Genomic DNA, 12698 nt, shown 5'->3' on the forward strand with positions numbered 1-12698 from the left:
TCCAAGGGGCTTGCTGTTTTATTTGAACCCGGCGGTGCCCTACTCTCACATGGGGAGACCCCACACTACCATCGGCATTACGGCATTTCACTTCTGAGTTCGGTATGGGGTCAGGTGGGACCACCGCACTATCGCCGCCGGGATAATTCTTCGATAACCTTAATTCTCTCTCTTCTCTACCTATCCGTTCTTCATTTCCTTTTCTTCGTCTTCCGTCTTATTTGACTTCATCCGTTTTATTAAATTGTCCACAAGCTGAAAAATCTTTCCTGAACGCTCTTAAGCTTTCTTATTTAGTTAATCCGCTCCAAAAACACTTGAGCGTTGTATAGTTAAGCCTCTCGGGCAATTAGTACACCTTAGCTCAATGTCTCGCAACACTTACACATGGTGCCTATCTACGTCTTAGTCTTAAACAACCCTTACAGTCTTAAAGACTGGGAGAACTCATCTCAAGGCAAGTTTCGTGCTTAGATGCTTTCAGCACTTATCTCTTCCGCACTTAGCTACCGGGCAATGCGTCTGGCGACACAACCCGTACACCAGTGGTGCGTCCACTCCGGTCCTCTCGTACTAGGAGCAGCCCCTCTCAATTCTCCAACGCCCACGGCAGATAGGGACCGAACTGTCTCACGACGTTCTAAACCCAGCTCGCGTACCACTTTAAATGGCGAACAGCCATACCCTTGGGACCTACTTCAGCCCCAGGATGTGATGAGCCGACATCGAGGTGCCAAACACCGCCGTCGATATGAACTCTTGGGCGGTATCAGCCTGTTATCCCCGGAGTACCTTTTATCCGTTGAGCGATGGCCCTTCCATGCAGAACCACCGGATCACTATGACCTACTTTCGTACCTGCTCGACTTGTCCGTCTCGCAGTTAAGCTTGCTTATACCATTGCACTAACCTGACGATGTCCGACCGTCATTAGCAAACCTTCGTGCTCCTCCGTTACGCTTTGGGAGGAGACCGCCCCAGTCAAACTACCCACCAGACACTGTCCGAGAACCCGTTTCGGATTCTTCGTTAGAACATCAAACGTTAAAGGGTGGTATTTCAAGGCCGACTCCACGATAACTGGCGTTACCGCTTCAACGTCTCCCACCTATCCTACACATCAAAATTCAAGGTTCAGTGTCAAGCTATAGTAAAGGTTCACGGGGTCTTTCCGTCTAGCCGCGGGTACACCGCATCTTCACGGCGATTTCAATTTCACTGAGTCTCGGGTGGAGACAGCCTGGCCATCATTATGCCATTCGTGCAGGTCGGAACTTACCCGACAAGGAATTTCGCTACCTTAGGACCGTTATAGTTACGGCCGCCGTTTACTGGGGCTTCGATCAGGTGCTTCTCTTGCGATTACACCATCAATTAACCTTCCAGCACCGGGCAGGCATCACACCCTATACGTCCACTTTCGTGTTTGCAGAGTGCTGTGTTTTTAATAAACAGTTGCAGCCAGCGGGTCACTTCGACCGGTTCAACCTTCGTGAGTAAATCACTACAATCTACGCCGGCGCACCTTCTCCCGAAGTTACGGTGCTATTTTGCCTAGTTCCTTCACCCGAGTTCTCTCAAGCGCCTGAGTATTCTCTACCTGACCACCTGTGTCGGTTTTCAGTACGGTTTAGTAAAGCCTGAAGCTTAGTGGCTTTTCCTGGAAGTGTGGTATCGGCAACTTCTTGTCCGTAGACAATCGTCATCAGCTCTCGGTGTTAAGGATGTCCGGATTTGCCTAAACTTCCCACCTACGACCTTAAACAAGGATTTCCAACACCTTGCTTGCCTAACCTGCTCCGTCCCCACATCGCAGCTTTACCAAGTACGGGAATATTAACCCGTTTCCCATCGACTACGCTTTTCAGCCTCGCCTTAGGGGCCGACTCACCCTGCCCCGATTAACGTTGGACAGGAAACCTTGGTCTTCCGGCGAACGGGTTTTTCACCCGTTTTATCGTTACTTATGTCAGCATTCGCACTTGTGATACGTCCAGCAAACCTCTCGATTCACCTTCTTCCGCTTACACAACGCTCCCCTACCCAACAGGATAAATCCTGATGCCGCAGCTTCGGTGCTATATTTGAGCCCCGTTACATCTTCCGCGCAGGCCGACTCGACTAGTGAGCTATTACGCTTTCTTTAAATGGTGGCTGCTTCTAAGCCAACATCCTAGCTGTCTAAGCCTTCCCACTTCGTTTCCCACTTAATATAAACTTTGGGACCTTAGCTGGCGGTCTGGGTTGTTTCCCTCTCCACGACGGACGTTAGCACCCGCCGTGTGTCTCCTGAGTATCACTCTTCGGTATTCGCAGTTTGCATCGGGTTGGTAAGCCGGGATGGCCCCCTAGCCGAAACAGTGCTCTACCCCCGAAGGTGTCCGCTCAAGGCTCTACCTAAATAGATTTCGGGGAGAACCAGCTATCTCCCGGTTTGATTGGCCTTTCACCCCCAGCCACAAGTCATCCGCTAATTTTTCAACATTAGTCGGTTCGGTCCTCCAGTTAGTGTTACCCAACCTTCAACCTGCCCATGGCTAGATCACCGGGTTTCGGGTCTATACCTTGCAACTATATCGCCCAGTTAAGACTCGGTTTCCCTTCGGCTCCCCTATGCGGTTAACCTCGCTACAAAATATAAGTCGCTGACCCATTATACAAAAGGTACGCAGTCACCCCATCACTCAATCCCACTGCTTATTGGGGATGGTTGAATTTTTGCTTCGCAAAAATTAACCATTAAAGTGCGGTTATTTCCTTTGGAATTGCTACCACTCAATACGATTGAGTGATGGGGCTCCCACTGCTTGTACGTACAAGGTTTCAGGTTCTATTTCACTCCCCTCGCCGGGGTTCTTTTCGCCTTTCCTTCACAGTACTGGTTCACTATCGGTCAATCAGGAGTATTTAGCCTTGGAGGATGGTCCCCCCATATTCAGACAGGATATCACGTGTCCCGCCCTACTTGTTGTCAGCCTAGTACCACAATGCACTATTCGAATACGGGACTATCACCCTGTTTCGTTCAACTTCCCAGTTGATTCTTCTTAATACACTGCTATCACTGACGGCTCCTCCGCTTTCGCTCGCCGCTACTTACGGAATCTCGGTTGATTTCTTTTCCTCGGGGTACTTAGATGTTTCAGTTCTCCCGGTTTGCCTCTTATTACTATGGATTCATAATAAGATAGTAGATTCTTCATCTACTGGGTTTCCCCATTCGGATATCTCGGATTATACGCCTCTTATCGACTCATCCGAGCTTTTCGCAGATTAGCACGTCCTTCTTCGCCTCTGATTGCCAAGGCATCCACCTTGTACGCTTAGTCACTTAACTATACAACCTCAAGTGTTTTTACAATTTCCGTTTAACACTTAAGCCGTTACTTAATCTAACTAAACACTTGATTGCTTTTGTTCAATCAAGATTTTTACTACTCAGACTTGCTTGTCTCAGGGCTTTCGCCCCGACAGAAGTCTCTTCAGTTTTTCAGCTTGTTTCCAATTTGTTAAAGAACAATAAGATTTCCCGTTAAAGTTATCTTTAATTGGCGTCCCCACGGGGATTCGAACCCCGGTTACCGCCGTGAAAGGGCGATGTCCTAGGCCTCTAGACGATGGGGACATCAATTAAAGATACTCTTACTTAATCTTTTCTGCTCTCTTTTGTCTACAATCCATCAGCCAATCTGTGTGAACACTTGCTATCGCTCGCTATAGGTAAGGAGGTGATCCAACCGCAGGTTCCCCTACGGTTACCTTGTTACGACTTCACCCCAGTCATGAATCATACCGTGGTAAACGCCCCCCTTACGGTTAAGCTATCTACTTCTGGTACAACCCACTCCCATGGTGTGACGGGCGGTGTGTACAAGGCCCGGGAACGTATTCACCGCGACATTCTGATTCGCGATTACTAGCGATTCCGACTTCATGGAGTCGAGTTGCAGACTCCAATCCGGACTTAGACGTACTTTGTGAGATTCGCTCCGCATCGCTGCCTCGCTTCCCTCTGTATACGCCATTGTAGCACGTGTGTAGCCCTACTCGTAAGGGCCATGATGACTTGACGTCATCCCCACCTTCCTCCGGTTTATCACCGGCAGTCTCCTTTGAGTTCCCGACCAAGTCGCTGGCAACAAAGGATAAGGGTTGCGCTCGTTGCGGGACTTAACCCAACATTTCACAACACGAGCTGACGACAGCCATGCAGCACCTGTCTCTCAGTTCCCAAAGGCACTCCAATATCTCTATCGGATTCTGAGGATGTCAAGAGTAGGTAAGGTTCTTCGCGTTGCATCGAATTAAACCACATGCTCCACCGCTTGTGCGGGCCCCCGTCAATTCATTTGAGTTTTAACCTTGCGGCCGTACTCCCCAGGCGGTCGATTTATCACGTTAGCTACGGGCACCAAGCTTAAAGCCCAATCCCCAAATCGACAGCGTTTACAGCGTGGACTACCAGGGTATCTAATCCTGTTTGCTCCCCACGCTTTCGCACATGAGCGTCAGTACATTCCCAAGGGGCTGCCTTCGCCTTCGGTATTCCTCCACATCTCTACGCATTTCACCGCTACACGTGGAATTCTACCCCTCCCTAAAGTACTCTAGCTACCCAGTATGAAATGCAATTCCCAGGTTAAGCCCGGGGATTTCACACCTCACTTAAATAGCCGCCTGCGTGCCCTTTACGCCCAGTTATTCCGATTAACGCTCGCACCCTCCGTATTACCGCGGCTGCTGGCACGGAGTTAGCCGGTGCTTCTTCTGTAATTAACGTCAATGACTGTGGGTATTAACCACAATCCCTTCCTCATCACCGAAAGAACTTTACAACCCGAAGGCCTTCTTCATTCACGCGGCATGGCTGCGTCAGGGTTCCCCCCATTGCGCAATATTCCCCACTGCTGCCTCCCGTAGGAGTCCGGGCCGTGTCTCAGTCCCGGTGTGGCTGGCCATCCTCTCAGACCAGCTAGAGATCGCAGGCTTGGTAGGCCATTACCCCACCAACTACCTAATCCCACTTGGGCTCATCTTATGGCAAGAGCAAACGCCCCCTTTAGTCCATAGACATTACGCGGTATTAGCTACCGTTTCCAGTAGTTATCCCCCTCCATAAGCCAGATTCCCAAGCATTACTCACCCGTCCGCCACTCTCACGAAAAGAAGCAAGCTCCTTCCCGCTACCGTTCGACTTGCATGTGTTAAGCCTGCCGCCAGCGTTCAATCTGAGCCATGATCAAACTCTTCAATTCAAGTTCAATCGCTCAATAAATACTGACTAAAAAATTATTCACCTTGAAAAATAAGGTAAAAATGAATCTCAAGTTAAGCACCTATTAAGACTTCAAAATTAAAAATTATTTTAAACAAGTCAATCAACAAGTGCCCACACAGATTGTCTGATACATTGTTAAAGAGCAAAAAACTGGTCGGCGAGATAGGATTTGAACCTACGACCCACTGGTCCCAAACCAGTTGCGCTACCAAGCTGCGCTACTCGCCGACATCATCTTATATAAAGATGGGGTGGCTAATGGGATTCGAACCCACGACAACTGGAATCACAATCCAGGGCTCTACCAACTGAGCTATAGCCACCACAGACTTCGTTTTCATTTTGCACTGACCTGGCGCGCTCGACAAGATTCGAACTTGCGACCTTTGGCTCCGGAGGCCAACGCTCTATCCAACTGAGCTACGAACGCGTTGCTGCGTCGTTGCGGGGCGTATATTAATGATTTCAAAATACCTTGTCTAGCACTTTTTTGTAATTTTTTTTTAAGAGATAATTTTTTGCTCAATTTGTATAGATTTTATAAATATTCTGTATTTGATAAAAAGAAAAAGGAGAATATTACCTCCTCCTTTTTGCTGCTCTTTATCGCTTCGTGCGTTTTGATCTTCTTCTTACTCGTCTCACCCAACGAGTAATTCGCCACGCTCTTGTAATAGAATAAACATAAAGAAAGAAAAGAATGAAGAAACCAACAAACATCGCCCATTCATTTACATAATAAATCTCGCCGAGAATACCTATCATCGCACAAACGGCAGAAACAAAAGTAATCAAAACAAATGCTTGACGAGAACTCAACCCCGCACGTACCATTAGATGATGAACATGTAAACGGTCGGGACGAAACGGACTTTTGCCTTTACGTAAACGGCGATAAATAATCGCCACCATATCAATCAAAGGAATTGCAATAATCCAAAGTGCGGTTACAGGATTCATAGGATGCCCTTTTCCTTGTGTACTAAGTAATAAAATCCAGATAATAGTAAATCCAATCAACGTACTACCGGCATCTCCCATAAATACTTTATATTTCACACCAAACGGAATCCCTAAATTCAGCATTAAATAAGGCAAAATTGCAGCGATCAATGCGAAACTCCAATACGCCATATCCATTTGTCCGTCACGGAGCATCAAAAAACCAATGGCGGCAAAAGAAACACAGGATAACCCTCCTAACAATCCATCAATTCCATCAATCATATTGAAGGCGTTAATAATCGCAATAGTCGCAAATACGGTGATGATCAAGCCGATTGATCCCAATGTTAATTGGAACGGACCTAAGATTTGCCCTAAATGATCAAGATAAACATTCCCCAAATCAATCATCAAAATCGCTAATACCGCTTGAATTCCTGCGCGCAAAAACGGGCTGATATCAAAACGATCATCTAAAATACCGATAGCAAGCAACACGAAAATACTAAATAAATACAAATAAGGAAGACGAAGTTGCTCCCATTCCATAAGGTAATAGCAAAGATTTCCCATAAAAAGCGACACGCCGCCAATAAGAGGAATCGCCCCTGAATGACGTTTACGATAATTCGGTTTATCCACCAAACCGATTCGGTTTGCAATAGGACGCATAACAATCAGTGTGAGAAACGCCCCTAAAAAAGTAACAATAAGACTTAACATAAGAAGTTGACCTTCAGCTTTTTTGCAAAGCATAGCACAAGGAAAATTTAGCAAGAAAGATATTTTTAACAAAGTCGGCATTTTTCAGTACAATAATTACATTTTTACATTTAAGGAAAAACTATGACAAATTCAACCGCACTTTTTTCCCGTGCCCAAGAAATTATCCCCGGAGGTGTAAACTCTCCGGTTCGCGCTTTCAAAGGTGTAGGCGGCACACCTGTTTTCATACAAAAAGCACAAGGTGCTTACATCTATGATACCGATAACAAAAAATACATTGATTATGTCGGCTCTTGGGGACCGATGATTCTAGGACACAATCACCCTGCTATTCTGAACGCCGTACTTAAAACCGCAGAAAACGGTTTAAGTTTCGGCGCGCCTACTCCTTTAGAAATTGAGCTCGCAGAACTCGTATGCGAACTTGTCCCCTCCATTGAAATGGTACGAATGGTAAGTTCCGGCACGGAAGCGACAATGACCGCAATTCGTTTGGCAAGGGGCTATACCCAACGAGATAAAGTCCTCAAATTTGAAGGCTGTTACCACGGACATTCGGATTCACTTTTAGTAAAAGCCGGTTCCGGAGCATTAACTCTTGGACAACCCAGCTCCCCGGGCGTACCGGAAGACTTTGCCAAACACACGCTTACCGCAGAATACAATAATTTAGATTCCGTCAAAGCCTTGTTTGAACAATTTCCGAACGACATCGCCTGCGTGATCATTGAACCCGTTGCCGGTAATATGAACTGTATTCCACCTAAAGAAGGCTTTTTGCAAGGATTACGTGAACTTTGCGATCAATACGGTGCACTTTTTATTATTGATGAGGTAATGACAGGTTTCCGTGTCGCTCTTGCAGGTGCACAGTCTTATTATGGCGTTACGCCGGATCTGACAACCCTTGGCAAAGTTATCGGAGGCGGTATGCCTGTGGGAGCGGTGGGCGGAAAAAAAGCCGTGATGGAATATCTTGCACCGACAGGCCCTGTTTACCAAGCCGGAACGCTTTCAGGTAATCCTATCGCAATGGCTGCCGGTATCGCCTGTTTAACCGAACTCAAACAAGCTGGCAACGAGCAACAACTATCGACCAAAACCGCCAAACTTGCCGAAGGCTTTAAAGCCCTTGCAGATAAACACGGCATTCCGTTGTGTGTACAATATGTGGGCGGAATGTTCGGTATTTTCTTCACCAAACAAGAAAAAGTGGAAACCTACCAAGATGTGATGAAATGCGATGTACAAGCGTTCAATCTGTTCTTCCATAAAATGCTGGAAAACGGCGTGTATCTTGCACCAAGTGCCTTTGAAGCCGGATTTATGTCCCTTGCTCATTCCGATGAAGATATTGACCGCACTTTAGCGGTAGCGGATATGGTGTTCGGGGAAATGAAATAACATGATGTGTAAGGACGCTATGCTGGCGTCCTATAATTTTATCTCATTAAAATTGTTGTAATTTTTATCAATGAATACCAATTATGGTTTCCCTCCTCTCATTAGACATAATTCCCCCAAAATTGACCGCACTTTTTATCGTTTAACGGAACCTAAATAAATCGCAAATAGAGTTAAAGCAGCTCCTAACCATTGCCAAGCGTTAATAACTTTGTGTAAATAAAAATAATCAATCAGCAATGCCGCCACAGGCTCACTTAACAGCAATAATCCCGTTAATCCTAAAGAAAGTAATGGAATAGTATAAGCTATCATTCCCCAAGCGACACATTGCATCACCGCACCATAAATTACAATCAATCCCCAATCAGCCCAAGTGGTCGGGTAAAGATTCATCGGGTTAAAGATTAACGAAGGAACAATCAACACCACCGCGCCGCTCAAGCTAATAATTAACATTAAAGGAAATAAATCGGTGGGTTCTTCCTGGTGAACGTTTTTTATCATTACCATTGACGCCGCCAACATCACAGCTGAGGCAAAACCAATCACAATGCCGTAAATACCATCAATGTTGTGTTGCAATTCCTCGCCGGCAATTAAGCCGACTCCCGCCACGGCAAGAAGCAAGCTTAATAACTGTAATTTACTTTGTCTTTCTGAAAAAAACACAAATCCTATAGCGGCTAAACAAAAAATTTGTAAGCTATTAAGTAATGTTGAAATTCCCGGTCCCACGGTATAAATACTTTCATGCCAAAAGGCGAGATCAAAAGCGAGAAAAATACCGGAAAGAGCGGCATAAAAAATCGCCTTTTTATTTTTCGGAAAATGTTGATGTTTTAATTTCATCAAAAACCAGAAAATACCTGTTGCAATAAATAACCGCCAAAAAGCAATTGCATAACCGCCAACCGGTACGAATTTAACAATCAAGCTCCCTAAACCGAATAAAATGCAGCCGATAACTAAAATGGGGGCTGCGTAAGACTGTCGTTCCATTAAATAAACTCCATCCATAAAGGTAAACACGCCGCAATAAACAACAAAATAAATAAGCTATTGGCGTTTAACGTCCATTTTTTTATGCTGTGCAGCACTAAAATTCCGGCAATAATAAAATGGCAAATAAAATAGATCCCATAAGCCAAAAGACTTTCAAAATTGACCGCACTTTCTAAGCCCTTTATGAGTAAGAAAACAAAGATCGCCAAGGCATTTAAGGCAAGCAATACAATCATTGCCAAAGGTAATAATGCGATAAAACCTTGCAAGCGACTTCGTGCAATAACAAGCATAAAATTAGCAAGAAGCACACCGGCTAAAATAGGAGCGACAGGGTTATATTCGGCAAATAAAGAAAACGGCAACAAACTTAATGAAATGAAATAACTCAACATTCCTAAGCCCGCTATCAAAGTTGCCATTAATAAAAAGCTATTGCGAATTTTTTCTGTTTTCGGCTGTTTCCAAATAAAATAGACCACAGATAAACCGCACACTGCCATCACCGTCGCAAGCGTACCCTTATAATTCGGCAAAAGACTGATAATGAGCCAAGCCACCCAGTATAAGGCAAAGGCTAAATTTACCTTTATCAACCGTCCACGCTGCCCCGGACAAATCTCGCCTTTATAAAACACGAGTAAGGCAATCAACTGTGCCGTTAATACGCCAAAACTTAAATGAGAAATCGCTTTAGATTGCGATGATAAAGAAAACATAAAAAGATCGATTGCAAGTACCATTCCTACTGAAAACAGCGAAAGCAGTAGCGCAAGAGATTTTGAAGATTGTTCTGACATAATGATGAAAATAGGTGAAAAAATAATGCGCCATTATGCTAAAAATCCACCTGTTTTTAAAGTAGAATGAATACATAGTGAATTAAAGGCGTAAGCCGAAAATTGGACACATAAGTGTACCAAGGCGCAACAATGCTTATTGAGATTTTTAAATTTAACTCACGTTATAATTTCAACTGCACTTTATAAGTAAGGAACATCAATGTTACTCAGCATCTTATACATTATAGGTATTACTGCCGAAGGGATGACCGGCGCACTGGCCGCCGGTAGGGAAAAAATGGATATTTTCGGTGTGATAATCATCGCTTCCGTCACGGCTATCGGGGGCGGTTCTGTACGTGATGTATTATTGGGGCATTATCCCTTGGGCTGGGTAAAACACCCTGAATATTTTCTAATTGTCGCTAGTGCCGCCATCATCACCGTTTACGTTGCCCCTTTCATTAATCACTTTATGCGCTACTTCCGCACGATTTTCTTAGTATTGGATGCAATGGGCTTAGTGGTTTTTTCCATTATCGGTGCACAAATCGCCTTGGATATGGGACACGGTATCACCATCATTTGCATTGCAGGTTGTATCACCGGTGCGTTCGGCGGCGTATTACGCGATATGCTTTGCAATCGCATTCCGCTCGTCTTTCAAAAAGAACTTTATGCCAGTGTTTCCCTATTCGCCACGCTCACCTATTTAGGCTTAACCACACTGCAAATAGAGCACACGCTTTCCGTGTTAATCACCTTAATCAGCAGCTTCACCCTACGATTGCTCGCAATCCGCTTTGAATGGGGCTTACCCGTGTTTAACTACCAAGAACTCAGCCCTGATCAACAAGATAAATTACCGAAGAAAACGAAATAAAAAGACGATGAATCGTAATGCAAAGGTTAAAAACGTATTTTTGGGAAAGGATCTCCCAACATCACCTTTACTTGCTATCAGGCTAACCGCTCAATAGCGGATTGAACAACCGGAATCCCCTGTTTGTAGCGTTCAATAAACTGCTGATAGCCTTCCGTTATTGCTTTTTCAGGGTAAACCAACTTCATTTCAACTTGGTTAAAAATACATTTATCTAAATATTCTTCTAAAGAATAATGATCGGTTTTCATCAAAAAACTGGCTAATAACGCAATCCCCCACGCCCCGCCGTTTGATGCCGTATTCATCGTTGCCAGGGGAATATTCAGGGCAGAAGACAAAATTTGTTGAGCAATATTTTCCGTTTTAAAGATACCGCCATGTCCTAAAATGCGTGTAATGCTCACTTTTTCCTGCTGTAATAAAATATCCATGCCTAATTTCATTGCACCAAATGCAGTGTAAAGGTGAACTCGCATAAAATTTGCCAAATTAAATTTAGCATTGGTCGGGTGTAAAAATATCGGACAACCTTCGGATAATCCCACGTTATGTTCACCGGAATAAAAACCGTAAGAAAGTAAACCGCCGCATTCAGAATCTCCTTGTAACGCTTGCAAGAAAAGCGTTTCATAAAGTTCTTCGGTGCAAATTCTTACACCAAACGTCTGCAAACATTCTCCGAAAAGGCTCACCCAAGCATTTATATCGGACGTGCAGTTTTGTGCGTGAGCCATTGCGACCAATTTGCCTGAAGGTGTCGTAACAATATCCAATTCAGGATAAACCTTTGATAAGGCTTTTTCTAACACGATCATCGCAAAAGCTGAGGTACCGGCGGAAATATTACCGGTTTTCTCTCTTAGACAATTTGTCGCCACCATTCCGGTTCCGGCATCCCCCTCAGGCGGACAAAATACAATTCCGGATTGTAAATTGCCGGTAGGATCAAGTAATGATGCCCCAAGTGCGGTCAATTTTCCTGCCGTTTTTCCTGCAATTTTAACTTGAGGCAAAATATCTTGTATTTCCCAAGCATAGCTTTTATGTCGAATCAATTGATTAAACCGATTTATCATTTCCTGATCATAGCGGGCTTCTTCTACATTAATCGGAAACATTCCTGAGGCATCGCCAATCCCTAAAACTTTTTCTCCCGTTAATTTCCAATGAACATAACCCGCCAAAGTCGTTAAATAATCCAGCTTTTCCAAGTGAGGCTCTTGATTTAATACTGCCTGATACAAATGAGCGATACTCCAACGTTGCGGAATCGGGTATTGAAAAAGTGCTGTTAATCTTTCTGAAGCTACGGAAGTAATATTATTACGCCAAGTTCTAAACGGAACCAGTTGATTTCCTTCCGAATCAAAGCTTAAATAGCCATGCATCATTCCGCTAATCCCGATAGCTTGGGCCTGCTTGATTAGCGTGCGATACTTTTCTTTTACCGTCATTTGCAGATCATAAAAAGCGGCTTGAAGCGTTGACCAAATTTCTTGCTGATGGTAAGTCCAAATATTATTGATCAGCCGATTTTCCCAATCTGCCCCGCCTGTCGCTAAAATTGCCCCCTCTTGATCAATCAACACGGCTTTTACCCGTGTAGAACCCAATTCAATACCGATGATAATATTTCCCGATTCAATTAAATTTTTTTCATTCTGCATTTTCT

Annotated in this window: 6 protein-coding genes, 4 tRNA genes and 3 rRNA genes; 2 read left to right on the plus strand and 11 right to left on the minus strand. The window is 44.5% G+C overall.

Translation table 11 applies throughout. The features are described from left to right. Positions 1-26 precede the first annotated feature (26 nt). From rrf to wecA, 8 genes are all read right to left on the minus strand, one after another. Positions 27-142: ribosomal RNA gene (rrf, locus tag IHV77_RS03095) — 5S ribosomal RNA — on the minus strand. Between the two features lie 186 nt (positions 143-328). Continuing rightward, positions 329-3337, minus strand: a 23S ribosomal RNA gene (locus IHV77_RS03100). A 212-nt stretch (positions 3338-3549) separates the two neighbouring features. After that, positions 3550-3625 (minus strand) — tRNA-Glu (locus tag IHV77_RS03105). 96 nt (positions 3626-3721) lie between these two features. After that, positions 3722-5255: ribosomal RNA gene (locus IHV77_RS03110) — 16S ribosomal RNA — on the minus strand. Together the 16S, 23S and 5S rRNA genes with 4 tRNA genes alongside form the textbook arrangement of a ribosomal RNA operon. Positions 5256-5429: 174 nt before the next feature. Beyond that, a tRNA-Pro gene (locus IHV77_RS03115) sits at positions 5430-5506 on the minus strand. Between the two features lie 19 nt (positions 5507-5525). Continuing rightward, positions 5526-5601 (minus strand) — tRNA-His (locus IHV77_RS03120). Positions 5602-5631: 30 nt separating this feature from the next. Next, positions 5632-5708: transfer RNA gene (locus tag IHV77_RS03125), tRNA-Arg, on the minus strand. A 173-nt stretch (positions 5709-5881) separates the two neighbouring features. Then, positions 5882-6946: a UDP-N-acetylglucosamine--undecaprenyl-phosphate N-acetylglucosaminephosphotransferase gene (gene wecA / locus IHV77_RS03130; protein ID WP_194812690.1), complete on the minus strand. Its 1065-nt coding sequence runs from the start codon at positions 6944-6946 to the stop codon at positions 5882-5884. A gap of 123 nt (positions 6947-7069) precedes the next feature. Here wecA and hemL point away from each other — a divergent pair, with 123 nt between their 5' ends. Further along, the gene (hemL, locus tag IHV77_RS03135) at positions 7070-8353 is read left to right on the plus strand and encodes a glutamate-1-semialdehyde 2,1-aminomutase (RefSeq protein WP_194812691.1); all 1284 of its coding nucleotides are present in this window, start codon (positions 7070-7072) and stop codon (positions 8351-8353) included. A 135-nt stretch (positions 8354-8488) separates the two neighbouring features. Here the strand turns inward: hemL and IHV77_RS03140 are convergent, their stop codons facing one another. After that, positions 8489-9373 carry a DMT family transporter gene (locus IHV77_RS03140; RefSeq protein ID WP_408635276.1) on the minus strand — a complete coding sequence of 295 codons (885 nt, stop codon included), beginning with the start codon at positions 9371-9373 and terminating at the stop codon, positions 8489-8491. After that, complete coding sequence (locus tag IHV77_RS03145) at positions 9355-10158, minus strand: hypothetical protein (RefSeq protein ID WP_194812692.1); 804 nt, start codon at positions 10156-10158, stop codon at positions 9355-9357. The genes IHV77_RS03140 and IHV77_RS03145 overlap by 19 nt, the downstream gene beginning before the upstream one ends. Positions 10159-10360: 202 nt before the next feature. Here IHV77_RS03145 and IHV77_RS03150 point away from each other — a divergent pair, with 202 nt between their 5' ends. Then, a complete protein-coding gene (locus IHV77_RS03150; RefSeq protein ID WP_194812693.1) occupies positions 10361-11023 on the plus strand; it encodes a trimeric intracellular cation channel family protein in 663 nt (220 codons plus the stop codon). Positions 11024-11100: 77 nt separating this feature from the next. Here IHV77_RS03150 and IHV77_RS03155 read toward each other — a convergent pair whose 3' ends face one another. Then, a complete protein-coding gene (locus IHV77_RS03155; protein WP_194812694.1) occupies positions 11101-12693 on the minus strand; it encodes a xylulokinase in 1593 nt (530 codons plus the stop codon). Between the last annotated feature and the right edge of the window lie 5 nt (positions 12694-12698).

The organism is Rodentibacter haemolyticus, from assembly GCF_015356115.1.
GTDB classification, from domain to species: Bacteria; Pseudomonadota; Gammaproteobacteria; order Enterobacterales; family Pasteurellaceae; genus Rodentibacter; species Rodentibacter haemolyticus.